The organism is Streptomyces acidiscabies, from assembly GCF_020010905.1.
Classification (GTDB): domain Bacteria; phylum Actinomycetota; class Actinomycetes; order Streptomycetales; family Streptomycetaceae; genus Streptomyces; species Streptomyces acidiscabies.
In genome coordinates, this window is the sequence record NZ_JAGJBY010000002.1 from 2,606,492 (window position 1) to 2,632,845 (window position 26,354).

Here is a 26,354-nt window from a genome sequence, read left to right on the forward strand (position 1 = left end):
GGTCATGGTGCGCACCCCCTTGACCCCAGAAGAGCGTGAACGCGGCGAGCGGCTCGGCCGGCTGCTGCGCGAGGCCCGCGGCGGGCGGAGCATGGCCGAGGTCGCGGCGCAGGCCGGGATCTCGGCGGAGACGCTGCGCAAGATCGAGACGGGGAGAGCGCCGACGCCCGCGTTCTTCACGGTCGCCGCGCTGGCCGTCGTACTCGGGCTGTCCATGGACGAGTTGGCGGTGCGGTGTGCTCCGGCGGGGGTGGTCTGAGGCGCCCCCGCGCGGGCGTTTTTCTGTGAACTCCCTTTGCGTGCAAGGACTTTGTGGGAACTTCTTTGGTGGGGTCGTCGGGATCCGGCCATGTCGTCTTCGCGGCCCCTTCGCAAACTGGTCGTAGCCGCGTCGTAACACGGCTGGTGTTTTCTGACCAGTCCGAGGGAGCGGTCTGGCGGGAGTTCGGAGATGACTGTGGAACAACTCCCGGGGCAGGTGCGGGAGTTCGTGAGCTGCCTGGACGGCCTGCTGGGGCGCCTGGACCAGGGCGGCGGCTGGTGCGCCGTGTTCTGGCAGCGCGACCCCGACGGCATGCGGGCCTGCCTCGACGGGACCGAGATACCGCCCTGGGACGTCATGGAGGCGCTCCTCCAGGACCTGGCGTCCGCATACGGCCCCGCCGTCGCCGAGCGGGAGGCGCGGCGGGTCCGTGTCCTGCACGCCGCCGCCCTGCACGCCCACGACTCCAGGCCCGGCGCCCGCGACGACCTCGGGGACCGGCTCGACGTCATGCTCCGCGAGCAGCGGTACGCGGTCGAGCGGCAGGCGGAGTTGGGGCGGCAGCTGTCCGCCGCCGTGACGCGGGAGCAGGCCGAGGGGATCCGGCTGGACCTGGCCTGGGCCCATGACGACCATGAGCGGGCGACCGCACGGTGCGCCGAACTGCGCGCCAGGATGGCGGAGTTGGATCGGCTGGGCGGGGGGTTCCCCGAAGGGGGTGCCCGGCAGGTGGGGGCGTTCGGGCGGGATGTGAAGGGGCGGCTCCGGGGGTTCAGGGGCGGCGAAGGGGAGTTCGAGGGGGCGGGGGTGGAGTCCGGTGGGCGTGAGGGGAGTTCGGCGGGGGCCGGAGCAGGTTCGGGGGGTGCCGGGCGGGGCTCGGGTGGCGGGGAGAGCGGGGCGGGTGGTGGCGTCGGGTCGGCCGGGAGCGGTGAGGGCGGTCGTGTCGATGCCGGGGAAGCGTCGGCGGTGACTCCGGCCGCCGTACCCAAGCAGCGCAAGCGGCGGCGGGGGAGTGCGCGGTTCGCCGGGGTCGTGGAGGAGGAGGGGGCCGCCGTCGTCGTACCGGAGGCGGCGGCGGGTGTCGTACCTGAGGGGGACGGGGGGAAGGGGCCGCGCGGGGCGCGGTTCGCGGGGGCCGGGGGGCGTAAGACCGTGGCCCAGGTGCAGGCGGAGCCTGTCGTCGCGCCGGACGTCGCCGCCCGGCAGGAGACCGCCGAGGTCGTACGGCGGCTGGTCGCGCTGCGGGGCGAGCGGCGCAGCGGGGAGGCGCACGCGCTGCTGGTCGAGCTGGCGTCCTGGCCCGCCGCGCGGATTCCGCTGGTCGCCGGGGAGCTTCAGCGGGCCGGGCTGGGCGCCGACTGGTCGACGCTGCTGTGGGAGGCGGCCTCGCTGCCCGCCGAGCGGCTCGTCGAGGCGGCGGACGCGCTGACCGGGGCGGGGCGGGCGGGCGACGGGGAGCAGATCCTGCGGCAGGGGGTGGCGCGGCCCGCCGAGGAGATCGGGGAGGCCGTCCTGGGGCTCGTCGGGGACGGGCGGCGGCGTGAGGTGCGGGCGCTGTTGGACGCGTACGTGCGGGTGCGGGCGCCGGAGGAGGCGGCGCGCAGTGTCGCGCCGGACCCGCGGACGCTGGTGCCGCTGCTGGTGGAGGCCGCGCGAGGGGTGTCGGAGGAGCGGTACTGGGATGTGGTGCACGCGCTGCGGGTGGCGGGGTTCACGGCGTGAGGGGGGCGCCGGTCGTACCCGTGTAGTACCTCGGAGTGAGCGAGACGGTGCCGGTCGCGCACCGGGCGTACCCGGGTAGTACCTCCGCCCGAGCCGCCGCCCCACCCCACCCACCCCGCATTGCTCCGATCGGCCCCGCCCCACCCCCCACCGGAGTGTGAAACGCGATCGACTCCCCGGGTTAACGGCGGTGGTCTTGGCAAGGGCGTCGCGGAGGCTTACGTTCATGCCTCTATGGCCCGCTTTCTACGGGCGTAGAGGCTCTGACGTCCCGTCGAAGGAGCAGCTCATGGCCGATGTCGTACGTGCCGCACTGGTCCAGGCCACCTGGACCGGCGACACGGAGTCCATGGTGGCGAAACACGAGGAGTACGCCCGCGAGGCGGCCCGGCAGGGTGCGCGCGTGATCGGCTTCCAGGAGGTGTTCAACGCGCCGTACTTCTGCCAGGTGCAGGAGCCGGAGCACTACCGCTGGGCGGAGCCGGTGCCGGACGGGCCGACGGTGAGCCGGATGCGGGAGCTGGCGCGCGAGACGGGCATGGTCATCGTCGTACCGGTGTTCGAGATCGAAGGAACCGGTTTCTACTACAACACCGCCGCCGTGATCGACGCCGACGGGACCTATCTCGGCAAGTACCGCAAGCACCACATCCCCCAGGTCAAGGGGTTCTGGGAGAAGTACTACTTCCGGCCGGGCAACGCGGGCTGGCCCGTCTTCGACACGGCCGTCGGAAAGGTCGGCGTATACATCTGCTACGACCGCCACTTCCCGGAGGGCTGGCGGCAACTGGGCCTCAACGGCGCCCAGTTGGTCTACAACCCGTCGGCGACCTCGCGCGGACTCTCCGCGCACCTCTGGCAGTTGGAGCAGCCGGCGGCGGCCGTCGCCAACGAGTACTTCGTCGCGGCGATCAACCGGGTGGGCCGCGAGGAGTACGGCGAGAACGACTTCTACGGGACGTCTTACTTCGTCGATCCGCGGGGACAGTTCGTGGGAGGGACCGCGAGCGACCGGGACGAGGAACTCGTCGTCCGCGACCTCGACTTCGACCTGATCGAGGACGTACGGCAGCAGTGGGCCTTCTACCGCGACCGCCGTCCCGACGCCTACGAAGGACTGGTGAAGCCGTGAGCGACCTGTACGCCCGCCACCGAGCCGTCATGCCGGACTGGCTCGCGCTGTACTACGAGGAGCCGCTGGAGATCACGCACGGCGAGGGCCGGTACGTGTGGAGCGCCGACGGCACCCGCTACCTGGACTTCTTCGGCGGCATCCTCACCACGATGACCGCGCACGCCCTGCCCGAGGTGACGAAGGCGGTGAGCGAGCAGGCCGGGCGGATCATCCACTCGTCCACCCTGTACCTGAACCGCCCGATGGTCGAACTCGCCGAGCGCATCGCCCAGTTGTCGGGCATCCCGGACGCCCGCGTCTTCTTCACGACCTCCGGCACCGAGGCCAACGACACCGCGCTGCTGCTCGCCACGGCGTACCGGCGCAGCAACACCGTGCTCGCGATGCGCAACAGTTACCACGGCCGCTCGTTCAGCACGGTCGGCATCACCGGCAACAAGGGCTGGTCCCCGACCTCCCTGTCCCCGCTCCAGACGCTGTACGTGCACGGCGGCGTCCGCACCCGGGGACCCTACGCGCACCTGGACGACGAGGCGTTCATCGCGGCCTGCGTCGACGACCTCAAGGACCTCCTCGGCCACACCCGCCCGCCCGCCGCGCTGATCGCCGAACCGGTCCAGGGCGTCGGCGGGTTCACCTCCCCGCCGGACGGCCTGTACGCGGCGTTCCGCGAAGTCCTGCGCGAGCGCGGCATCCTGTGGATCGCCGACGAGGTGCAGACCGGGTGGGGCCGCACCGGCGACCACTTCTGGGGCTGGCAGGCACACGCCCGCAGCGGGCCGCCGGACATCGTCACCTTCGCCAAGGGCATCGGCAACGGCACCTCGATCGGCGGGGTGATCGCCCGCTCCGAGATCATGAACTGCCTCGACTCCAACAGCATTTCGACGTTCGGCGGCACCCAGCTCACCATGGCCGCCGGGCTCGCCAACCTCACCTACCTGCTGGAGCACGACCTCCAGGGCAACGCCCGCCGCGTCGGCGGCCTCCTCCTCGAACGGCTGCGGGCCGCCGCCGCACAGGACCCCGGCGTCCGCGAAGTACGCGGGCGCGGCCTGATGATCGGCCTCGAACTGGTCAAACCCGGTACGGACGAGGCCGATCCGGACCGCGCCGCCGCCGTCCTGGAAGCGGCCCGCGCGGGCGGACTGCTCATCGGCAAGGGCGGCGGGCACGCCACCAGCGCGCTGCGCGTCGCCCCGCCGCTCACCCTGACCGTCGCGGAGGCCGAAGAAGGCGCCGCGATCCTCGACAGCGCTCTCAGGAGTACGCGGTAACGAAGGAACGACACCATGACCACCACCTTGGAACCAGCTCTGTCGGTCCGTCAGGTCCTCTCCCTGGAAAGGGTGTTGGCCGGTGAGCCCGAGGTGGTGGCCGGTGCGGGCCAGCTCGACCGGCCGGTGCGCTGGGTGCACGTCGCCGAGGCGCCCGACGTCGGCGTCATGCTCAGCGGCGGTGAAATGGTCCTCACCACCGGGGTGCTGCTCGCCGGTGACGACAGCGCGCAGGCCGAGTACATCCACTCCCTGTACCGCGCGGAGGCCGCGGCCGTCGTCCTCGGGCTCGGCCGCGCCTTCCCCACCCCGCCGGACGTGATGCGCAGGGCCGCCGAACGCTGCGGACTGCCCCTCGTCGTCCTGCACCGGCCCTTCCCCTTCGCGGAGTTGACGGAGGAGGTCCAATCCCGGCTGGTACGGCGGAAGTTCGCCGCCGTCAGCCTCTCGGAGGCCGTACGCACCGCGCTGACCGGCCTCATCACGGCGGGCGCCCCGCTGCAACGGCTCCTCGACGAGGTCGCCCAGCACAGCGGCTGCCCCGTCGTCGTCACCAACCTCGCCCACCGCGTCCTCGCCACCGCCGGTGAACGCCCCGCCGTGGACGACGTGCTGCGCGACTGGGAACGCATCGCCCGGCAGGCCGGCGGCCGGGAGGGCGACGGCTGGATCCGCGCCGAACTCGGCGGCCGGGGCGAACGCTGGGGACAGATCGTGCTGTGCGGCTACCGGGGCGACACCGCCGGCGGACGGCTCCTCGCCGACCGGGCCGCCGAGGCCCTCGTCCTGCACCGCATGCTGGGCGCCGCCCCCACCTGGGAGGAGCAGTCCGCGCAGAGCCTGCTCACCGACCTGGTCTCCGGCGTCGTACCGGCCCGCCAACTCCTGCCCAGGGCACGGGCCGCCGGGCTGCCGGTCAACCGGCGCACCTTCGTCCCGCTCGTCGTGCGCGACCGCGACCCCGGTGAACTGGAGCGCACGCTCCGGCTGCTAGGGCTGCCCGGACTCGTCGCCGAACTCGCCGACGGGCTCACCGCCGTCCTGCTCAGCCTCGCCCGCGACCAGGACGCCGACGCACTCGCCGCGCACTTCGCCGCCCGCCTCGGGACGGCCGTCGTCGCCTCCGCCGGGCCACGCGGCAGCTGGGAGGACGTCCCGGCGGGGCTGCGCGAGGCACGGCACGTCGCCGACGCCGTCGACGGCGCGGGCGACGCCCTCGACCTCCCCGGGGTCGTACGCCTGAGGGACGTCCATCTGAGGGGGCTGATCCGGCTGTTGCGTGACGACCCCCACGTACAGGCCTTCGCGGAGCGGGAGTTGGACGGGCTGCTGGGCGCGGTCGACGAGGATCTCGTCGCCGTGCTGCGCACGTATCTCGCGACCGGCCGCAACAAGTCGCGCACCGCCCAGCTCCACCACGTCTCCCGGCCCGCGCTCTACCGCCGCCTGGAGGCGATACAGACCCGCCTCGGCGTCGACCTGGACGACTTCGAACAGGCGGCGTCCATGCACATCGCACTCCTCGCGCACGACGCGCAACAGCGCTGAAACACAGAACGACCTGCGAAAACGGCGGTGAAACATGGGCCGAAGTCAGCGTGACACCGTGGCACGCGAAACGCCCTCAGACGTGACACGCTGCACCTCAAAGCCCCCTCCCGGACTTCCTAGGCTCCTCGCACACCGAGTGACCGGAGGTCCCGATGAGCAGAGTGATCCGTGCCGCGATCTTCCAGACCGCCTGGACCGGCGACAAGGAGTCGATGATCCAGGTGCACGAGCAGGCGGTGCGCGACGCCGCCGCCCAGGGAGCCCAAGTCCTGTGCTTCCAGGAGCTGTTCTACGGGCCGTACTTCTGCCAGGTGCAGGACCCCGCGTTCTACGAGTACGCCGAGCAGATCCCCGACGGGCCGATCGTCAAGCGGTTCCAGGCCCTCGCCAAGGAGCACGGCATCGTCCTCGTGCTGCCGATGTACGAGGAGGAACAGCCCGGCGTCCTCTACAACACCGCCGCCGTCATCGACGCGGACGGCTCCTACCTCGGCAAGTACCGCAAGCACCACATCCCCCAGGTCAAGGGATTCTGGGAGAAGTTCTACTTCCGCCCCGGCAACGCGGGCTGGCCGATCTTCGACACGAAGGCCGGGAAGATCGGCGTCTACATCTGCTACGACCGCCACTTCCCGGAAGGCTGGCGGGCGTTGGGGCTCGCGGGCGCCGAGATCGTCTTCAACCCGTCGGCGACCTCGCGCGGACTCTCCGCGTACCTCTGGCAGTTGGAGCAGCCGGCGGCGGCCGTCGCCAACGAGTACTTCATCGGCGCGATCAACCGCGTCGGTGTCGAGGAACTGGGCGACAACGACTTCTACGGCACCTCCTACTTCGTGGACCCGGAAGCCCAGTTCGTCGGCGAGGTCGCCAGCGACAAGGAGAGCGAACTCGTCGTCCGCGACCTGGACCTGGCCAAGCTGCGCGAGGTCCGCGACCGCTGGCAGTTCTACCGCGACCGCCGCACCGACGCCTACGGCCCGCTGACCGCTCCCTGACCGGTACCGCGCGCGGGCCCGGTGCCACGGGGGCCGGGCCCGCGCGCGACACATCCAGAAACCTTTCCTGAGACTGGAGTTGGGAGCACATGAGCAGTCGTACCGTCATCCGCGGCGGTCTCGTCGTCACCGCGTCCGACGAGATCCACGCCGATGTCCTGATCGAGGACGGCCGGATCGCCGCCCTCGCCGCCACCGGCACCCCGTCGGCCGAGGCGTGGACGGCCGAGCGGGTCCTGGACGCGACCGGAAAGTACGTGATTCCGGGCGGAGTCGACGCCCACACCCACATGGAGCTGCCGTTCGGCGGCACCTTCGCCGCCGACACCTTCGAGACCGGCACCCGCGCCGCCGCCTGGGGCGGTACGACGACGATCGTCGACTTCGCCGTGCAGAGCGTCGGCCACACCCTGCGCGAGGGCCTCGACGCCTGGCACGCCAAGGCCGAGGGCAACTGCGCGGTCGACTACGCCTTCCACATGATCGTCTCCGACGTCCACGACGAGACGCTCAAGGAGATGGACCTCCTCGTCGAGGAAGGCGTCACCTCCTTCAAGCAGTTCATGGCCTACCCCGGCGTCTTCTACAGCGACGACGGCCAGATCCTGCGCGCCATGCAGCGCTCCGCCGAGAACGGCGGGCTGATCATGATGCACGCCGAGAACGGCATCGCCATCGACGTCCTCGTCCAACAGGCCCTGGAACGCGGCGAGACGGACCCGCGCTACCACGGCGAGGTCCGCAAGGCGCTCCTCGAAGCCGAGGCGACGCACCGCGCGATCAAGCTCGCGCAGGTCGCCGGAGCCCCGCTGTACGTCGTGCACGTCTCGGCCATGGAGGCAGTGGCCGAGCTGGCACGGGCGCGCGACGAAGGGCTCAACGTCTTCGGCGAGACCTGCCCGCAGTACCTGTTCCTGTCGACCGACAACCTCGCCGAACCGGACTTCGAAGGCGCCAAGTACGTCTGCAGTACGCCACTTCGGCCCCGCGAGCACCAGGCGAAGCTCTGGCAGGGGCTGCGCACCAACGACCTCCAGGTCGTCTCCACCGACCACTGCCCCTTCTGCTTCGTCGGACAAAAAGAGCTGGGGCGCGGGGACTTCTCGAAGATCCCCAACGGGCTGCCCGGCGTCGAGAACCGAATGGACCTGCTGCACCAGGCAGTTGTGGACGGACACATCTCGCGCCGCCGCTGGATCGAGATCGCCTGCGCCACCCCGGCCCGCATGTTCGGCCTCTACCCGAAGAAGGGCACCATCGCCCCCGGCGCCGACGCCGACGTCGTCATCTACGACCCGCACGCCGAGCAGATCGTCTCCGCCGAGACCCACCACATGAACGTCGACTACTCGGCGTACGAGGGCAAGCGGCTCACCGGACGCGTCGAGACGGTGCTCTCGCGCGGCGAACTCGTCATCACCGAGCGGGAGTTCACCGGACGCGCCGGACACGGCGCCTACACCCCGCGCTCCACCTGTCAGTACCTCATCTAGGAGTGGCGCCCATGGACTTCGGACTTGTCCTCCAGACCGACCCGCCCGCCTCGCGTGTCATCGAGCTGATGAAGCGGGCCGAGGAGAACGGCTTCACGTACGGCTGGACCTTCGACTCCGCCGTGCTGTGGCAGGAACCGTTCGTGATCTACAGTCAGATCCTGACCCAGACCTCGACGTTGACGGTCGGGCCGATGGTCACCAACCCCGGCACCCGCACCTGGGAGGTCACCGCCTCCACCTTCGCCACCCTCAACGACATGTTCGGCAACCGCACGGTCTGCGGCATCGGACGCGGCGACTCCGCGATGCGCGTCGCGGGCCGCGCGCCCAACACCCTCGCGCGGATCAGCGACGCGATGAAGGTCATCCGCGCGCTCGGCTCCGGCCAGGAGGCCGACCTCGGCGGCGGTAACGTCGTCAAGTTCCCGTGGATCAAGGAAGATGCCCAACTCCCGGTCTGGATGGCCGCGTACGGGCCCAAGGCGCTCAAGATGACCGGCGAGGAGGCCGACGGGTTCATCCTCCAGCTCGCCGACCTCTACCTCACCGAGTACATGGTGAAGGCCGTCAAGGACGCCGCCGTCGCCGCCGGACGCGACCCCGACGACGTCAAGATCTGCGTCGCCGCACCCGCGTACGTCACCGCCGACGACTCGCCCGAAGCCCTCGCCCACGCGCGCGAGCAGTGCCGGTGGTTCGGCGGGATGGTCGGCAACCACGTCGCCGACCTCGTCTCCAAGTACGGCGAGCACTCCTCCCAGGTCCCCGAGGAGCTCACCGAGTACATCAAGTCCCGCCAGGGGTACGACTATTCGCACCACGGCCGCAGCGGCAACCCCGACACCCAGTTCGTACCGGACGAGATCGTCGACCGCTTCTGCGTCATCGGCACGCCCGAGCAGCACGTCGAGAAGCTGAACGCCCTACGCGCCCTCGGCGTCGACCAGTTCGCGCTCTACGACATGCACGACGCGCAGGAAGCCGTCATCGACGCGTACGGCACCACGGTGATCCCGGCCGTCAACGGCTGAGCGAAACCAGGTCAGTTGGTCTCCCCTCTCCCGGCCGCACGCCGGGGGAGGGGCAGGGCGCACCCCCACGCGCACCCCGAGGATTCGCCCGCACGGCCTCTCTCCCCTCCCCTCTCCCCGATTGGCCAAGCCCATGACCGACACCGCGCCCACCGCGCTGCCCCCGCCCTCCCAAGTCACCCTCGCCGACGGCCGGGTGGAGATCGCCCCCGGCGCTCCGCAGCCCACCGGCCCCTACGCCAACGAGGACCTGCTCCCCGTACCGGTCGAGAAGCGCACCTGGACGACGTACAACTTCTCCGCGCTGTGGATCGGCATGGCCCACAACACCGCTTCCTGGACGCTCGCTTCGGGCCTCATCAAGTTCGGCATGGACTGGAAGCAGGCGGTGTTCACCATCGCGCTGGCCAACGTCATCGTGCTGGTGCCGATGCTGCTGACCGGACACGCGGGGCCCAAGTACGGCATCCCGTTCCCGGTGTTCGCGCGTGCCTCGTTCGGCATCCGGGGCGCCAACCTCCCCGCTGTCGTACGGGCGTTGGTGGCGTGCGGCTGGTTCGGGATCCAGACCTGGATCGGCGGTGAGGCGATCTACTTCCTCGCCGGGAAGCTGATCGGCTCCGGGTGGAGCGACGCCGGGGAGATCGGCGGGTACGCGTGGACGATGTGGCTGTCGTTCGCGATCTTCTGGGCGATCCAAGTCGCCATCATCTACCGGGGGATGGAGACGATCCGCCGGTTCGAGAACTGGGCGGCGCCGTTCGTCCTCGTCGGCGCGGTCGTCATGCTGATCTGGATGAGCAACAAGGCAGGAGGATTCGGCCCGTTGCTCGACCAGCCGTCCAAACTCGGCTGGGGCCACGACTTCTGGAAGCTGTTCTGGCCGTCCCTGATGGGCATGATCGGCTTCTGGTCGACGCTGTCGCTGAACATCCCCGACTTCACCCGCTACGGCAAGTCCCAGAAGGCGCAGACCTGGGGACAGGCGCTCGGCCTGCCGACCACGATGACGCTGTTCGCGCTGCTGTCCGTCATGGTCACCTCCGGCTCGCAGGCCGTGTACGGCGAGACGATCTGGGACCCGGTCCAGCTCGCCGCGAAGACCGACAACGTCTTCGGGCTGCTGTTCGCGCTGGTGACGGTTCTGGTGGCAACGCTTTCCGTCAACATCGCCGCGAACCTGGTCTCCCCGGCCTTCGACTTCTCCAACATCGCGCCCCGCAAGATCAGTTTCCGCACCGGCGCGCTCGCGACCTGCGTCCTCGGCGTACTGATCTTCCCCTGGAAGCTGTACTCCGACCCGCAGGGCTACATCTTCACCTGGCTCGGCCTGGTCGGCGGGCTCCTCGGCACCGTCGCCGGCATCCTCATCGCCGACTACTGGATCCTGCGGCGCGGCAAGCTCGACCTCGTCGACCTGTACCGCGCCGGCGGCCGGTACTGGTACGAGAACGGCTGGAACTGGCGTGCCGTCGCCGCGTTCCTCGTCGGCGGGGTCCTCGCGGTGGGCGGCGCGAGCTTCAAGCCGATCATCGACGGCCGCCCGATCCCGGCGCTCAGGTCCCTCGCGGACTACGGCTGGGCGGTGGGGCTGGGCACGTCGATGGTGGTGTACCTGGGGTTGATGGTGCTACGCGGGAAGGACAAGGCGGACGCCTGAGGCTGCGAGCGGGGTGAGACCACTCGGACCACTCACCCCGCCGTACCCCCCCTTGTCACCCTGAAGTACCCCCCTGCAACGCCCCCATCGCCTCCTTCGCCGCCTTGATCGCCCCCGTGTTGATCGTGCTCGTGTCCGGCGCTTTCTTCGTCTCGAAGTCGCTGCCGTTGTACGTCACGATGACGATCGCGTTGGCCACCCGGGCGAACACCACACCCTCCCGGGTCTGCTGCTTGTCCTCGGTCGTGAGGTTGACGACGGAGTACGCCTCCTGGCCGAGCCCCGGCACCGGCCCGCCGCCGCTCTTCTCGCCGACCCGCGCCTTGTACGACTTGAGCGCCGCGTCCTCGGTGTCCATGATCTCGAAGGACACGTCCAGCCAGCGGTAGTCGAACCCCTTGAGCGCGTTCCAGGAACAGGTCCGGCGGACCTTCGTGTCCGTGGACGGGATCTCCTTGCCCGCCGTCTTCGCGCCCGGCACCAGCGAGGTGACCGTCTTCGCGGAGACGCTGCCGCACGGCGCGGGCGCGGCGGCGTACGCCTTCGTCGCGGCCGGGGAGGACGGCGCGCCGTCCGGCTCCGACCGGGTCTGCCGGGTGCTGTCGCCCTGGGAGGCCGCGTCCTCGGGGGAGGCGGGGGAGGACGACAGGGCCCAGCCCGCGCAGGCGAGCACGACCACCGGGGACAGGCGGGCCGCGAGGGCGAGCGGCAGAGGAAGAGAACGCACAGGCGCACTTCTTTTGTGGGGGAGGGCACGGAGACCAGTCCGCACCGCGGACGACGGGACGCCAGTGTCACACGACTGACAGTGGTGCGGAAGCGCGAACTCGCTGCGTACCTGAGTGGTGACAGCGGCCCCGTGTTGACGAGGCGAACGTCCCTAAATGTGCCGCGCGGGGTGCGGTGAAAAATGCAGCGCGGCCTCGATCCGCTCCACCGCGAGGAACGCCCCGTACACCACGAGACGCACCAGATCCCCGTCCGTACGGTCCTGTCGCCGCCAGGCCGCGACGTCCTCGCCGGTGATCCGGTACGGCGCCAGCGCGGCCAGCAGCGCGAGGCGCGCGCCGGGCAGTTCGCGCCGGTGCGGGTAGCCCCGGAGGATGACGGGGGGATGCGCGCCGTCCCAGGCCGCGACCCCCTCCCGGACGAGACGCCGCTCGTCCTCCCCGAGGAGTACGCCGCCCTCCAGCGCGGCCGTGCGCAGCGCGTCGTACGCGGGACCCACCGCCGTACCCGCGGCCCACGCGGGACCCTCGCCGGGTGCCTCGCCGGGTGCCTCCAGGAGCGGCAGGGAGGCGCCCGGGACGGCCGTACGGCGGACCGTGCGCGACAGTGAGCGGCCCGTGAGGGAACGCACCGGGCGCAGGCGCTGGGCGCCCGCCGGGAGGAGGTCCTCGGTGAGCAGCGCCGAGGCGAAACGATTCACGAGGTGGAAGGTCAGCGCGGTGCCGAGGTAGCCGGGCAGCTCCTCGCGCGCGAAGGGCAGCGGTTCGGGGTCGGCGCCCGGCACGCGCGTGCGGGCCGCCCAGTCGAGCACGCGCGCGTGGAGCTCGTTCTCCGGGCGCTCGCCCCGCGCGAGGCGTTCGGCCAGGGCGTGTTCACCCGTCGCGTGCAGCAGGACCGTGTGCGCGGACACGCAGAACGGACACCTGTTGGCGAGCGACACACCGTAGGCGGCGACCTCCTTGCCGGTGCGGTCGCCCGGACCGGCGATCAGGGACTCCCGCAGCAACGCCCAGGCGGGAACCATGAGTTCGGGTGCGGACGACAGGACCACGAACGTGGGCGGAGCGGCGATCCCGAAGTCGCGCGCCAGTTGCGTGTACACCTCGGCGACGCGGCCCTCGGCCTCTTTCGGCGACGGGGGAGCGGTGTGGCGGAAAGGAGTGGACATGGACGCCAGCCTGGCGGCGGGGGCGCGCGAAAGCGTCGTCCCGGTGTAGCGGTTGCGGCGCACACCCACGGCAGGGGCCGCGCGGCCCGACTACTGCGACGGGAGTAGTGCGCGGGCCGTCCACAGGCTGACGCCGCTGTCGGTGGCGGGGTCTAGGGTGCGGACATGGACGGGCGAACGGACGTACGGACGCGGCTCGCCGACGCGGCACTCGCGGCCGTGATCGGCGCGATCGTGGTGACCGCGGCCGTCCTCGACGCGGACACGCGGGCCGTCGACTATCCGCTGATCCTCGCCGGTTCGCTCGCCCTCGCCGTCCACCGGTGCGCACCGCGCGCGGTGCTCGCCGTCGCGACCGTGACCGGCACGGCGTACGTCCTGCGCGCCGACCCCGGGCCCTGGGCCGCCCTGCCCGTCGTGGGCGCCGTGCACACCGCCGCGCGCGTGGGGCACCGCTGGCTCGCGCTCGGGGCGGGCGCGGTGTTCCTCGCCGGGTACGCGCTGCACCGGCCCGCCGCCGCCGTCCTGCTCGCCGGGTGGGTGCTGTGCGCGGCCGTCAGCGGGCTCGCCGACCGCAACTGGCGGGCGTACCTGCGCCAGACCGAGCAGCGCGCGCTGGACGCCGAACGCACCCGGGAGGAAGCCGCGTTGCGCCGGGCCGGGGAGGAACGGCTGCGCATCGCGCGCGAGTTGCACGACTCGCTGACCCACAGCATCTCCGTCGTCAAGCTCCAGGCGGGCGTCGCCGCGCACCTCGCGCGCAAGCGCGGCGAAGAGGTGCCGCCCGTCCTCGTCGCCATCCAGGAGGCCAGCGGCGAGGCCATGCGCGAACTGCGCGCCACGCTCGCCGTCCTGCGCACCGACGAGCCCACCGGCACGCCGGCCCTCCTCGTCGAACGCGCCCGCGCGGCGGGGCTCTCCGCGCGCCTCACGGTCACCGGCGAGGAACGCGCCCTCGCCGTCCCCGTCGAACGCGCCGCCTACCGCATCGTCCAGGAAGCCCTCACCAACGCCGCCCGCCACGCGGGCCGGGCCACCGTCCAGGTCCGCCTCGACTACGGCCGGCGCGCGCTGGTGATACGCGTGGACGACGACGGCCTGGCCCACCCGTCCCGCCCCCTGCGGCCGGGCACGGGCCTCACGGGGATGCGGGAACGGGTGACGGCCCTGTGCGGAACGCTGGATGCCGCGCCGCGCGCGGAGGGCGGGTTCTCGGTACGGGCGGAGTTGCCGTTGGGGGAAGGGTGCTGAGGGGCGGGGAACGGCCCGTTGACACGGCCGGAGGCGAGCGCGGGACGGCCCCGGTGACCCGTGTCGTCCTCGTCGACGACCAGGCCCTCATCCGCGCCGGGTTCCGGGCGCTGCTGGACGCCGAGGGCGGGGTCGAGGTCGTGGGGGAAGCGGCGGACGGGCAGCGGGCGGTGGAGGTGATCCGGGCCGTGCGGCCGGACGTCGCGCTGGTGGACGTGCAGATGCCCGGGATGTCCGGCATCGAGGTGACCCGTACGGTCACCGGCGACCCCGCGCTCGCGGGCGTACGGGTCGTCATCCTCACGAACCACAGCGTCGACGAGTACGTCTTCGAGGCCCTGCGCGCGGGCGCGAGTGGCTTCCTCCTCAAGGACGGCGAACCCGCGGACTTCCTCCGGGCGATCGACGTCATCGCGCGCGGGGACGCGCTCCTGGCCCCCTCCGCGACGCGCACCCTCATCGGCGAGTTCCTCTCCCGTCCCCCCGACCGCACCACCACCCCCGGCCTCGGCCACCTGACCCGCCGCGAACGCGAGGTCACCGCCCTCGCCGCCCACGGCCTCACGAACGACGAGATAGCCGCCCACATGGTCATCAGCCCTCTCACGGCGAAGACCCACGTCAGCCGGGCGATGACGAAGCTGGGCGCGCGGGACCGGGCCCAACTGGTCGTGTTCGCCTACGAGTCGGGGCTGGTGCGGGCGCGCCGGGAGGCTGGGTGGCCCGGCCCCGGCGATTGAGTATCCGTACTCAGGCCCCCGCGCGCCGCCTCCGGGAAGCTGGAGGCAGGCAGAGGGACGGTCCCGGAAGCCCCGTGGAGGCGTGTCATGGTTCGCTCGCAGTTCGTCGGCAAGGCCCGGCAGTGGTTCGTGAACCCGGCCGCGCTGGGGTATCTCGCGCTGGTGGTCGCCGTGTTGGGATGGATCACGGTGGACGCGCTGTTCGTCACGCACGAGGACGCGAGCATGGCGGGGGTGTGGGCGTTCGTGGTCACCGGGCCGGTGTCGTGGATCTTCTTGACGCTGCCGGAGCCGCTGGTGCCGGCAGGGGTCGCGGTCGGGGCGGTCGTGCAGGCCGGGGTCATCGGGGCGCTCTACCGGGCCGCTACGCGCGGGCGCGGGATGGGGACGGCCCTCACCGGACGGTGACGGCTGGTGTGCGCCCGCGCGTGCCGGGCAGTCTGATGGTCGTAGCAACGATCTACGGCCGCCGGACGCCCGTGCGGCGCGTGAACCCAGCGAGGTGCGAGATGCAGTTCACCACCCGGCCGACGCTCCAGGGCACCTTCGGCATGGTGTCGTCGACGCACTGGCTCGCCTCGCAGTCGGCGATGGCGGTCCTGGAGGACGGCGGCAACGCGTACGACGCGGCGGTGGCGGGCGCGTTCGTGCTGCACGTCGTCGAACCGCACCTCAACGGGCCCGCCGGAGAGGTGCCGATCCTGCTGGCGCCCGCGCGCGGGGAGGTGCGCGTTCTGTGCGGCCAGGGCGTCGCCCCCGAGGGCGCGACGATCGCGCACTACCGGGCGCTCGGCCTGGACCTCGTCCCCGGCACAGGGCCCCTCGCGGCGGCCGTGCCGGGCGCGTTCGACGCCTGGCTGCTCCTGCTGCGCGACCACGGCACCAAGCGCCTCACGGACGTCCTGAAGTACGCCATCGGCTACGCGGAGCACGGGCACGCGCCCGTGGAGAACGTCGCGACGACCGTGGAGACCGTACGGAGCCTCTTCGAGACCGAGTGGACGTCCTCCGCGCGGGTCTACCTCCCGGACGGCCGCCCGCCCCGCCCCGGCGCCCTCCTGCGCAACCCCGCCCTCGCCGCGACCTGGCGCCGCCTCCTGGACGAGGTGTCCGGCACGGCCGACCGCGCGGCGCAGATCGACGCCGCGCGGGACGTGTGGCGTACCGGGTTCATCGCCGAGGCGCTGGTACGGCAGTCCGCGCGCCCCACCCTCGACGCCACCGGCGAACGCCACACCGGCACCCTCACGGCCGCCGACCTCGCCGGCTGGTCCGCGGCCTACGAGGCGCCCGCGACGTACGACTGGAACGGCTGGACCGTCTGCAAGCCGGGCCCCTGGAGCCAGGGCCCCGCCTTCCTCCAGCAGCTCGCCCTGCTCCCGCCGCAGCTGCCGCCCTACGGGAGCGCCGACTACGTCCACCTGCTGATCGAGGGCTGCAAGCTCGCGATGGCCGACCGGGAGGCGTGGTACGGCGACGCGCGCGAGGTGCCGCTCGCCGAACTGCTGTCGGAGCCGTACAACGCCGGACGGCGCGAACTGATCGACGACAAGGCGTCGTACGAGCTGCGGCCCGGCGCGCCCGGGGGACGCGCGCCCCGGATCGGCGCGCACGCGCGCGTGGACGTCGATTCCATGGCGCTCGGCGTGGGCGAGCCCACCGTCGCCACCGACGGCACGACCCGGGGCGACACCTGCCACCTGGACATCGTCGACCGCTGGGGCAACATGGTCGCGGCCACGCCCAGCGGCGGCTGGCTCCAGTCCAACCCGGTCGTCCCGGAACTCGGCTTCCCACTGGGCACGCGGTTGCAGATGACGCGCCTGGAGGAGGGGCTGGCGGACTCCCTGACGCCGGGGCGGCGGCCCCGTACGACGCTGTCGCCGTCCCTCGCGCTGCGCGACGGCGTGCCCGTGCTGGCGTTCGGCACGCCCGGCGGCGACCAGCAGGACCAGTGGCAGGTGCACTTCTTCCTCGCCGTCGCCCTGCGCGCGCACGCGCGGGGCGGACTCGACCTCCAAGGGGCGATCGACGCGCCGAACTGGCACAACGACTCCTTCCCCAGCTCGTTCTACCCGCGCGGGACACGCCCCGGCAGCGTCACCGTGGAGGAGCGGACGCCCGCCGGGGTCGTCGAGGAACTGCGGCGGCGCGGGCACGACGTGACCGTGGGCGGACCCTGGTCCGAGGGGCGGCTGTGCGCGGTCGCGCGCGACCCGGAGACCGGCGTACTGTCCGCCGCCGCGAACCCGCGCGGGATGCAGGGATACGCGGTCGGCCGCTGACCGGCCGGAACCGGCTTTTCATCCCGATTCCACCCGGAGGGCACCGGGCGGGCGGGGATTGTCAGTGGGGCGTGCTCTCATGGAGACATGATCGAAGACATGGAAACCATCGAGGAGTTTCTCGCCCGGCGCGCGGCTGACGTGGAGGAAGCGGTCCGGACGGCCGCCGCGACCGAGATCATGCCCCGCTTCCGGCGGCTCGGCGCGGGCGACGTGGACGAGAAGGCGGGCCCGCACGACCTGGTGACCGACGCGGACCGGCTCGCCGAGAAGTACCTCACCGACGTCCTCGGCAAGCTCCTGCCGGGCTCGGTCGTCGTCGGCGAGGAGGCGGTCCACGCGGACCCGTCGGTGTACGAGGCGATACGGGGCGACGCCCCCGTGTGGATCGTCGACCCGGTCGACGGCACCCGCCCGTTCGTGCGCGGCGAGGACGGCTTCTGCACGCTGGTCGCGCTCGCCCGGCGCGGTGTCGTCCTCGCCTCCTGGACGTACGCGCCCGCCCGCGACCAGCTCGCGACGGCCGTGCGCGGCGGCGGCGCCCACCTGAACGGCGAGCGCCTGCACGCGGGCCACCCGGCCCCCGGCGCCGACCTCCGCGTCGCCTGCTCCCACCCCGACTACACCGACGACGACCAGAAGGCCGTCCTGCGCAACCTCTGGACCGACGGCATCGCCCCGCGCGCGTGCGGCGCCGCCGGCCTGGAGTACCTCGCGATCGCGCGCGGCGAGTCCGACGCGACCGCCTTCTCCTGGGAGGCCGCCTGGGACCACGCGGCGGGCCTGCTGCTGGTCGAGGAGGCGGGGGGCACGCACCTGACGCTCACCGGAGAGCCGTTCCGGATCACCGGGGGCAACGCGCTGCCGTTCACGACGGCGCGGGACGCCGAGACCGCGCGGAAGGTCATCGGGACGCTCGCCGGCGGGGAGTGAGCCGACGCCCCGGACCCGTTGTCGGACCCCCGGCATATCCTGGCCCCAGGTGGCCGGACGGCTGACGAAGGGGTCCGAAGTGACGGCGGTGTTCGATGCGGTGGTGGTGGGGGCGGGACCGAACGGACTGACCGCCGCCGTGGAGTTGGCGCGCCGGGGGTTCTCCGTGGCGCTGTTCGAGGCGAAGGAGACCGTCGGCGGGGGCGCGCGCACCGAGGAGCTGACGCTGCCGGGGTTCCTGCACGACCCGTGCTCGGCGGCGCACCCCCTCGGGATCAGCTCACCGGCCTTCCGTGCGCTGCCCCTTGAGCGGTACGGCCTTCAGTGGCTGCACTCGGAGCTGCCGATGGCACACCCCTTCCCGGACGGCACGGCGGCCGTACTGGCGCGTTCCGTCGCCGAGACGGCCGCGTCGTTCGGCCCGCGCGACGCGGGCGCGTACCGCCGCCTGGTCGAGCCCTTCCTGCCGCACTGGGACACCCTCGTACGGGACTTCATGTCGCTGCCCCTGACCGCGCTGCCCCGCGACCCGGTCACCCTGGCCCGCTTCGGCCTCGCGGGCCTGCCCCCGTCGACGTGGCTGACCCGCCGCTTCCGGGACGAGCCCGCGAAGACGGTGTTCGCGGGCCTCGTCGCCCACGTTATGGCCCCCCTCACCGGCTTCGCGACCGGCGCGATCGGCCTCATCTTCGCCCTCGCAGCGCACGCGCGCGGCTGGCCGGTGGCCCGGGGCGGCTCCCAGGCGATCTCCGACGCGCTGGCCGGCTACCTCAAGGACCTCGGCGGCGAGATCCACACGGACTACGAGGTCAAGCGCCTCGACGACCTCCCGCCCGCGCGCGCGTACGTGTTCGACACCTCGCCGACCGCCCTCGCGCGCATCGCGGGCCTCGGCGGCTACTACGACAACTACCGGTACGGCGCGGGCGTGTTCAAGGTCGACTACGCGCTCGACGGCCCGGTCCCGTGGACCGCCGAGGCACCCCGCTCGGCGACGACCGTGCAGATCGGCGCGGACAGCGCGGAGATCGGCGCCGCGCTGAAGGCCGCGTCCCGGGAGAACCGCGCCCCCGACCGCCCGTTCATGATCACCGTCCAGCCGAGCATTGTCGACCCCACGCGCGCGCCCGAGGGCAAGCAGGTCTTCTGGGCGTACGGCCACGTACCGAGCGGCTGGACCGGCGACCTCACGGAGCCGATCGAGCGTCAACTGGAGCGCTTCGCGCCGGGGTTCAGGGACCGGGTCCTCGCGCGCGCCACCTTCGGGCCGCCCCAGCTCGCCGTCCGCAACGCCAACTACGTGGGCGGCGACATCGGCACCGGCGCGTTCGCCGGGCTCCAGGTGATGCTCCGTCCCAAGCTGTCGCTGTCGCCGTACACCACCCGGCACCCGGCGATCTTCATCTGCTCCTCGGCGACCCCGCCGGGGCCCGGGGTGCACGGCATGTCGGGACATAATGCCGCGAAGGCTGTGTGGCGAAGGCTGCGTACGCAAAGGTGAGTTGACGTGTCCATACCTTTAACTCCCCTGACTCCGCAAAGGCTTTCCGGTGTTGCCTTCACCACTGCTCCATGCGCACCCGAATGCTTTTGAAAGTGAAACTAGTGTGAGTAAGGTGCGTGCATGGGTGATCGGAAAGTGGCATTCCGCTCCAAACTCCCCTCTAGTCAACACACTTCCGACTACATACGGCTCGTCAGGGCGCCCGCCGCTCTGAGCGTGCCGGGCGATGTACTCGCCGGAGCCGCGGCGGCCCGTACCCCCTGGCACCCGCGCGTCTTGGGTGCCACCGCCTCCTCCGTCTGCATGTACTGGGCGGGCATGGCTCTCAACGACTACGCGGACGCCGCGGTCGACGCCGTCGAGCGCCCCGACCGGCCCGTCCCCTCGGGGCGCGTGCCCCGTCGCACGGCCCTCGCCGTCGCGACCGGCCTGACCGCCGCGAGCCTCGGCCTCGCCGCGGCGACCGGAGGCCGCCGGGGCCTCCTGGGCGCGCTCCCCCTGACCGCCCTGGTCTGGTCCTACGACCTGGGCCTCAAGTCCACCCCGGCGGGCCCCGCCGTGATGGCCGGCGCCCGCGCCGCCGACGTCCTCACCGGCGCCCTCGCGGTCGCCCCGCCCGGTACCGGCGCGACAGCCCTGCGCCGGGGCACGCTCCCCGCCGCCCTCATCGCCGCCCACACGTACACACTCACCGCGCTGAGCCGCCACGAGATCGCGGGCGCCCCGGCGGGCGTACCGGCCCGGACGTTCGCGGCGTCCACGGCAGCGGCGGTGGCGACGGCGGCGGGGCCGGTGGCGCGGGGGCTGGGCGGGTTCGCCAAGGCGGACGGTCCGGTGAGCGTGGGCGGGGCGAGCGCCCTGGCTTCCGGTACCGCAGCCGCCGCCCGCGTCACCGCCCGCGCCGGTGCGCTCCTCGGCAGACGCCCCCAGGACCCCCGTACCGCCGCCACCGCCCTCATCGCCGGTGCCGCCGCGCTCTCCTACCTCGGCTCCTACGGGCTCGCGCAGATCAAGGCCGTCCGGGCGCCCTCCGGGGAGAACGTACGGGGTGCGGTCGGGGCCGGGATCACCGCGCTCGTGCCGTTGCAGGCCGCGCTCACCGCGCGCGCCGGTGCCCCGGTCGCGGCGGCGCTGCTCGGCGCCGCACACCCCTTGGCCCGCCGACTGGCCCGACGCGTCTCCCCCACGTAACTCTCGTCAACTCCCGTGTGAGGAACCAGGCATGGCCTCCCCCCTCAGATTCGGCTACGGAACCAACGGATTCACCCACCACCGGCTCGACCATGTCCTCGGCGTCCTCGCCGACCTCGGCTACGACGGCGTGGCACTCACCCTCGACCACGTCCACCTCGACCCGTACGCCGACGACCTGCCCCGCCAAGTCGCCGACGTACGACGGAAACTGGACCGGTACGGGCTGAGCGTGACCGTCGAGACGGGCGCGCCCTACCTCCTCGACCCCTACGGCAAACACCAGCCCACACTCATGGGCGACGGCGTCGACCAGCGCATCGAGGTGCTGCGCCGGGCCGTGCGGATCGCGGACGAACTCGGCTCGCCCACCGTCCACTTGTGCAGCGGCCCCGCCCCGGACGGCATCCCCGAGGCCGACGCCTTCAAGCGGCTCGCCGACGGGGTCGGACGGGTGCTGGAGACCGCCGAGTTCTACGGCGTCTCGCTCGCCTTCGAACCCGAGCCGTACATGTTCGTCGACACCGTCGAACGCTGTCTGCGCGTCGCCGAACTCACCGGCGGACACGACCTGTTCGGCATCACGCTCGACATCGGACACGCGCACTGCGTCGAGGAGACTCCCCTGCTGGACTGTGTACGGCTGGCAGCTCCCCGGCTGCTGAACGTACAGATCGAGGACATGCGGCGCGGCGTCCACCAGCACCTCGAACTCGGCACCGGCGAGATCGACTTCCCGCCCGTGCTGGGCGCGCTGCGCGACCTCGGGCACGCCGGTCTCGTGTCCGTCGAGATCCAGGGCGGCGCGCTCGACGCCCCCGAACTCGCCCGCCGCTCGCTGGAGTTCCTGCGCGCGGCACAGTAACCGCTCACCCCTGTTTCCCCGCTCTCCGCCACCCCACCAGGAGACTCCGCAGGCATGGCTACCGCCCACCCCACCCCGCAGGCGCCGCCGGACCCCCGGCCCGCCCTCGCCGGTGCACCGCTCCCCGACCGGGCGCGGACCTGGCTGGACACCGCGACCGCCCGCGTCAGCGCCGACCCCGCCGCGATCCGCGCCCTCTTCCCGGCCGCCCGCCGCCAGTGCGGCCAGGCCCGGCTCACCGACCACTGGCACACCGACGACGCGGTCCGAGCGGCCCTCCTCACGGCCCTGCCCCTGCGCGGCGAGGCCCTCGCGGACGCGGTCGCCGACCTCTACCGCCACGGCGACCCGGCCGAACAGCGCGCCGTACTCAGGGCGTTGCCGCTGCTGGAGGAGGTCAACGCGGAGGGGGGTGAGGGGCGGGAGGACGCGGGCGAGGCGCCGGCCGGGAACACCGACGGCCCCGACAGTGCCGCCGCGCCCCCCGGCCCCGGCATCTCCGACGGCGTCAACTCACCCCACGGCACCGCCGATTCGGGCGACCCGGCCCCGCCCGACGGTCCAGGAGCCCCCGCCCCCACCCGGCGCCCCCACCCCGTCGAACTCCTCGCCGCCGCCCCCGACGACCGGCTCGGCGAACTCGCGCTCTCCCTCGTCCGCGAGGCCCTCCGGGGCAACGACAACAGCGTGATCGAGGCGGCGCTCGGGGCGTACGCGGCGGCGCGGCTGCCGGACGCGGAGTACCGGCAGGCCGTGCTGAAGTGCGTCTTCTACGACATACCGCTCGACCGCCTGTACGGCCTGGACGCCCGCGCGGACCGCGAACTCGCCCGCATGCTCGCCGACTTCGCGCACGAGCGCATCGCGGCGGGCCGCACTGTCCCGGCCGACGTCTGGCCGCTGGTCCGCGCGCACACGGCCCTGGCGAAGTCCCTCGCGGCCCGCGCCCGCGACCTCGCCGAGACCCGCCCGGAGGCGGCGGCCCGCGCGCTGGCCGCACTGGCGGAGACGGACGGGGACGCGGCGCCGGTTGTGGAAACGGTTGCTGCAACACGTGTCACCGGAACTCCCACCCCACCCCCCGGTCCGGCCGCCACCGGCACCCCGTCCAGGAGGCCCTGACCATGCGTATCTTCGACCCGCACATCCACATGACCTCCCGCACGACGGACGACTACGAGGCCATGTACGCCGCCGGTGTCCGCGCCCTCGTGGAGCCCGCGTTCTGGCTGGGCCAGCCCCGCACCTCCCCGCAGAGCTTCTACGACTACTTCGACGCCCTCCTCGGCTGGGAGCCGTACCGCGCCGCCCAGTTCGGCATCCAGCACTTCTGCACGATCGCCCTGAACCCGAAGGAGGCCAACGACCCGCGCTGCCTCCCGGTGCTGGACGAACTCGACCGCTACCTCGCGAAGGACAGGGTCGTCGCGGTCGGCGAGATCGGCTACGACTCGATGACCCCGCAGGAGGACGAGGTGCTCGCCCGCCAGCTCCAACTCGCCCTGGACCACGGCCTCCCGGCGCTCGTGCACACCCCGCACCGGGACAAGGCGGCCGGCACCCGCCGTACGCTCGACGTGGTCAAGGAGTCCGGCATCGACCCCGGACTCGTCGTCCTGGACCACCTGAACGAGCTCACCGTCGGCATGGTCCTGGAGAGCGGCTGCTGGGCCGGCTTCTCGATCTACCCGAAGACGAAGATGAGCGAGGGCCGCATGGTCGAGATCCTCAAGGGCCACGGCAACGACCACGTCCTCGTCAACTCGGCGGCGGACTGGGGCAGTTCGGACCCGCTGAAGACCCGCAAGACCGCCGACGCGATGCTGGCCGCCGGGTTCGACGACGACACCGTGGACAAGGTGATGTGGCGCAACCCCGTCGCCTTCTACGGCCAGAGCGGTCGGCTGGAACTCGACGAGGTGAAGCCGGACGACACGACCCTGTTCGAGGGCAACTCCATCAAACGCGGGGGTGAGTGAACTCCCGTGCGCCTCCAGCATGCTGACGGTACGACAGTCCATGTGGGCTATTGCAGCAACGTCCACCAGGCGGAGGACCTGGACGGCGTGGTCGCCCAGCTCGCCACGTACGCCGAACCGGTGCGCGAACGCCTGGGCGTGGACCGCCTCGGCATCGGCCTGTGGCTGGCGCGGGACGTGGTCGCCGAACTCACCGGTGACGAAGGCCAGTTGAAGCGGTTGAAGAACGAACTCGCCGACAGGGGGCTGGAGACGGTCACCCTCAACGCCTTCCCCTACGCCGGTTTCCACAACGAGGTCGTCAAGAAGGACGTCTACCTCCCCGACTGGGCCGACGAGGCGCGCCTCACCCACACCCTGGACTGCGCACGGGTGTTGGCGGCCCTGCTGCCGGACGACGCGAGGCGGGGCAGCGTCTCGACGGTCCCTCTCGCCTGGCGCGAACCCTGGCCCGCCGACCGCGCCGACACCGCCCGCCGCGCCCTCGACCGGCTGGCCGAGGGGCTCGCCGGCATCGAGGCGGACACGGGTCGCGCGATCCGCGTCGGCTTCGAACCCGAGCCGGGCTGTGTCGTCGAGACGACCGCGCAGGCCGCCGAACGCCTCGGCGGACTCGACTCCGAGCGCCTCGGGATCTGCCTGGACGCCTGCCACCTCGCCGTGCAGTTCGAGAACCCCGCCGAGGCCGTCGCCCGCCTCGCCGCCGCCGGACTGCCGGTCGTCAAACTCCAGGCGTCCAGCGCGATCGAGGCCGCCGACCCCGCCGACCCGGCGGCCCACGCCGCCCTGCACCGGCTCGCGGAACCCCGGTTCCTGCACCAGACCCGTACCGTCCGCGCGGGCGAGGTCCTCGCCACCGACGACCTGCCCGAGGCCCTCGACGGCGCCCTCCCGACGGACACCGGCGCCTGGCGCGTGCACTTCCACGCACCCCTGCACGCCGACCCCGAGCCGCCGTTGCGCACCACGTCCGGTCAACTGGCCGCCGTGTTCGCCGAGTTGTTCGCGGGACCGGCCGCGCTGTGCGACCACGTCGAGGTCGAGACGTACACCTGGTCCGTCCTGCCCACCCCGCCCACCGACCTCCCCGGCGGGATCGCCGCCGAACTCGCCTGGGCCCACGAGCAGTTGACCGGCCTCGGCCTCAAGGACCCCGACCACCCGCAGGAGCGCCCATGAAGAAGCGCCTCGTCGTCCTCGACATCGTCGGCCTCACCCCCAACCTGCTGCGCCACATGCCCTCGGTCGCCGCCCTCGGCGAGCGCGGCTCCCGGGCCCGCCTCGACACCGTGCTGCCCGCCGTCACCTGCACGGTCCAGTCGACGTTCCTGACGGGCGAACTCCCCTCCGTGCACGGGGCGGTGGCGAACGGCTGGTACTTCCGGGACGTCGGCGACGTCCTGCTGTGGCGCCAGCACAACGCCCTCGTCGCCGGCGAGAAGATCTGGGAGGCGGCCCGCAGGGAGAACCCGGACTACACGGTCGCCAACGTCTGCTGGTGGTACGCGATGGGCGCGGACGTCGACTGGACGGTCACCCCGCGTCCGATCTACTACTCCGACGGCCGCAAGGAACCCGACTTCTACACCCGGCCGCCCGAGCTCCACGACGAACTCACCGAACGCCTGGGCCCCTTCCCCCTGTTCACCTACTGGGGCCCCAACGCGGGCCTGCCCTCCACCCAGTGGATCCTGGCCGCCGCCCGGCAGATCTTCGACGACAAACAGCCCGACCTCACCCTCGTCTACGTCCCCCACCTCGACTACGAACCCCAGCGCACCGGCCCGAACTCCCCCCAGACGGCCGCCGCCGCCCGCCGACTCGACGCCGCGCTGGGCCCGTTGATCGCCCACTTCGAGAAGGAGGGCGCGACGGTCGTCGCCCTCAGCGAGTACGGCATCGCCCCCGCCTCCCGCCCCGTCGACGTCAACCGCGCCCTGCGCGCCGCCGGACTCCTCGACGTCCACACCCAGGACGGCATGGAGTACCTCGACCCCTGGACCTCCCGCGCCTTCGCCGTCTCCGACCACCAGCTCGCCCACGTCTACGTCCGCGACCCCGCCGACACTGACCGCGTCGCCGCGATCCTCGCCGAACTCGACGGCGTGGACGAGGTGTTGGACGCGGCAGGCAAGAAGGAGCACGGCCTCGACCACGAGCGCTCCGGCGAACTCGTCGCCGTCGCCGAGCCCGACGCCTGGTTCACGTACTACTACTGGCTCGACGACGACCGGGCCCCCGACTTCGCCCGCCAGGTCGAGATCCACCGCAAACCCGGTTACGACCCCGCCGAGTTGCTGTACGACGAGACGGTCCCAGCCCTCAAGGCGCGGGTCATCGGCTCGGTGATCCGCAAGAAACTCGGCTTCCGCTACCGCATCCGTACGGTCCCCCTCGACCCCTCCGGCGTCCGGGGCAGCCACGGCCGCCTCACCGACAACCCCGACCACGGCCCCGTACTCCTGTGCTCCGAACCGGAGTTGACGCGCGAGGCGTACGCGGCGACCGAGATCAAGGACCTGCTGCTCGCCCTGTCGGGAAAGAGCGGGGCGCGTAAAGACGGGTGAGAACGGCGCCGAG

At 72.3% G+C, this 26,354-nt stretch carries 23 protein-coding genes; 21 read left to right on the top strand and 2 right to left on the bottom strand.

The genetic code is table 11. From position 1 onward, the window contains the following. Positions 1 to 4 precede the first annotated feature (4 nt). The 9 genes from J8M50_RS38205 (at position 5) to J8M50_RS38245 (ending at position 11,129) form a co-directional block, all read left to right on the top strand. On the top strand, positions 5 to 259 hold the full coding sequence (locus J8M50_RS38205; protein WP_010355037.1) for a helix-turn-helix domain-containing protein: 255 nt from the start codon (positions 5 to 7) through the stop codon (positions 257 to 259). A gap of 192 nt (positions 260 to 451) precedes the next feature. Next, on the top strand, positions 452 to 1,984 hold the full coding sequence (locus tag J8M50_RS38210; protein WP_010355038.1) for a hypothetical protein: 1,533 nt from the start codon (positions 452 to 454) through the stop codon (positions 1,982 to 1,984). 289 nt (positions 1,985 to 2,273) lie between these two features. After that, positions 2,274 to 3,116, top strand: a complete 843-nt coding sequence (locus J8M50_RS38215; RefSeq protein WP_010355039.1) for a nitrilase-related carbon-nitrogen hydrolase — start codon at positions 2,274 to 2,276, stop codon at positions 3,114 to 3,116. A gap of 29 nt (positions 3,117 to 3,145) precedes the next feature. Then, on the top strand, positions 3,146 to 4,396 hold the full coding sequence (locus tag J8M50_RS38220; RefSeq protein ID WP_178854909.1) for an aspartate aminotransferase family protein: 1,251 nt from the start codon (positions 3,146 to 3,148) through the stop codon (positions 4,394 to 4,396). A 15-nt stretch (positions 4,397 to 4,411) separates the two neighbouring features. Continuing rightward, a complete protein-coding gene (locus J8M50_RS38225) occupies positions 4,412 to 5,944 on the top strand; it encodes a PucR family transcriptional regulator (protein WP_010355042.1) in 1,533 nt (510 codons plus the stop codon). A gap of 155 nt (positions 5,945 to 6,099) precedes the next feature. Further along, positions 6,100 to 6,942: a nitrilase-related carbon-nitrogen hydrolase gene (locus tag J8M50_RS38230; RefSeq protein WP_010355043.1), complete on the top strand. Its 843-nt coding sequence runs from the start codon at positions 6,100 to 6,102 to the stop codon at positions 6,940 to 6,942. Between the two features lie 89 nt (positions 6,943 to 7,031). Then, positions 7,032 to 8,435: a dihydropyrimidinase gene (hydA, locus tag J8M50_RS38235; protein ID WP_010355044.1), complete on the top strand. Its 1,404-nt coding sequence runs from the start codon at positions 7,032 to 7,034 to the stop codon at positions 8,433 to 8,435. A gap of 11 nt (positions 8,436 to 8,446) precedes the next feature. After that, a complete protein-coding gene (locus tag J8M50_RS38240; protein ID WP_010355045.1) occupies positions 8,447 to 9,469 on the top strand; it encodes a TIGR03842 family LLM class F420-dependent oxidoreductase in 1,023 nt (340 codons plus the stop codon). A 133-nt stretch (positions 9,470 to 9,602) separates the two neighbouring features. After that, positions 9,603 to 11,129 carry an NCS1 family nucleobase:cation symporter-1 gene (locus J8M50_RS38245; protein ID WP_010355046.1) on the top strand — a complete coding sequence of 509 codons (1,527 nt, stop codon included), beginning with the start codon at positions 9,603 to 9,605 and terminating at the stop codon, positions 11,127 to 11,129. Positions 11,130 to 11,184: 55 nt separating this feature from the next. Here J8M50_RS38245 and J8M50_RS38250 read toward each other — a convergent pair whose 3' ends face one another. Then, positions 11,185 to 11,856, bottom strand: a complete 672-nt coding sequence (locus tag J8M50_RS38250) for a hypothetical protein (protein ID WP_010355047.1) — start codon at positions 11,854 to 11,856, stop codon at positions 11,185 to 11,187. A gap of 153 nt (positions 11,857 to 12,009) precedes the next feature. Beyond that, entirely contained in the window at positions 12,010 to 13,026 is a 1,017-nt protein-coding gene (locus J8M50_RS38255) for a carboxymuconolactone decarboxylase family protein (RefSeq protein WP_029184042.1), read from the bottom strand. A 165-nt stretch (positions 13,027 to 13,191) separates the two neighbouring features. On the opposite strand from J8M50_RS38255, the gene J8M50_RS38260 reads away from it, so the two are divergent. The 12 genes from J8M50_RS38260 (at position 13,192) to J8M50_RS38315 (ending at position 26,341) form a co-directional block, all read left to right on the top strand. Continuing rightward, a complete protein-coding gene (locus tag J8M50_RS38260; protein ID WP_010355049.1) occupies positions 13,192 to 14,277 on the top strand; it encodes a sensor histidine kinase in 1,086 nt (361 codons plus the stop codon). A gap of 53 nt (positions 14,278 to 14,330) precedes the next feature. Continuing rightward, positions 14,331 to 15,017: a response regulator gene (locus tag J8M50_RS38265; RefSeq protein WP_040836918.1), complete on the top strand. Its 687-nt coding sequence runs from the start codon at positions 14,331 to 14,333 to the stop codon at positions 15,015 to 15,017. Between the two features lie 87 nt (positions 15,018 to 15,104). Then, positions 15,105 to 15,425 (top strand): SCO4225 family membrane protein, encoded by a 321-nt coding sequence (locus J8M50_RS38270; RefSeq protein WP_010355051.1) that lies wholly within the window; start codon positions 15,105 to 15,107, stop codon positions 15,423 to 15,425. Between the two features lie 101 nt (positions 15,426 to 15,526). Next, complete coding sequence (locus tag J8M50_RS38275) at positions 15,527 to 17,302, top strand: gamma-glutamyltransferase family protein (RefSeq protein ID WP_010355052.1); 1,776 nt, start codon at positions 15,527 to 15,529, stop codon at positions 17,300 to 17,302. An 87-nt stretch (positions 17,303 to 17,389) separates the two neighbouring features. Further along, positions 17,390 to 18,235: an inositol monophosphatase family protein gene (locus tag J8M50_RS38280; RefSeq protein ID WP_010355054.1), complete on the top strand. Its 846-nt coding sequence runs from the start codon at positions 17,390 to 17,392 to the stop codon at positions 18,233 to 18,235. Positions 18,236 to 18,323: 88 nt separating this feature from the next. Continuing rightward, the gene (locus tag J8M50_RS38285; protein ID WP_029184043.1) at positions 18,324 to 19,736 is read left to right on the top strand and encodes a phytoene desaturase family protein; all 1,413 of its coding nucleotides are present in this window, start codon (positions 18,324 to 18,326) and stop codon (positions 19,734 to 19,736) included. A 219-nt stretch (positions 19,737 to 19,955) separates the two neighbouring features. Further along, on the top strand, positions 19,956 to 20,930 hold the full coding sequence (locus J8M50_RS38290) for an SCO3242 family prenyltransferase (protein ID WP_010355056.1): 975 nt from the start codon (positions 19,956 to 19,958) through the stop codon (positions 20,928 to 20,930). Between the two features lie 31 nt (positions 20,931 to 20,961). Beyond that, positions 20,962 to 21,795, top strand: coding sequence for a sugar phosphate isomerase/epimerase family protein (locus tag J8M50_RS38295; protein ID WP_010355057.1), 834 nt, complete (start codon positions 20,962 to 20,964; stop codon positions 21,793 to 21,795). Between the two features lie 54 nt (positions 21,796 to 21,849). Then, positions 21,850 to 22,917: an EboA domain-containing protein gene (locus tag J8M50_RS50285; protein WP_010355058.1), complete on the top strand. Its 1,068-nt coding sequence runs from the start codon at positions 21,850 to 21,852 to the stop codon at positions 22,915 to 22,917. Positions 22,918 to 22,919: 2 nt separating this feature from the next. Further along, entirely contained in the window at positions 22,920 to 23,774 is an 855-nt protein-coding gene (locus J8M50_RS38305; protein WP_010355059.1) for a TatD family hydrolase, read from the top strand. A 6-nt stretch (positions 23,775 to 23,780) separates the two neighbouring features. After that, positions 23,781 to 24,953: a metabolite traffic protein EboE gene (gene eboE / locus J8M50_RS38310; protein WP_029184045.1), complete on the top strand. Its 1,173-nt coding sequence runs from the start codon at positions 23,781 to 23,783 to the stop codon at positions 24,951 to 24,953. Continuing rightward, positions 24,950 to 26,341: an alkaline phosphatase family protein gene (locus tag J8M50_RS38315; protein WP_010355061.1), complete on the top strand. Its 1,392-nt coding sequence runs from the start codon at positions 24,950 to 24,952 to the stop codon at positions 26,339 to 26,341. Before eboE ends, J8M50_RS38315 begins: the two co-directional genes overlap by 4 nt. Positions 26,342 to 26,354: the final 13 nt, after the last annotated feature.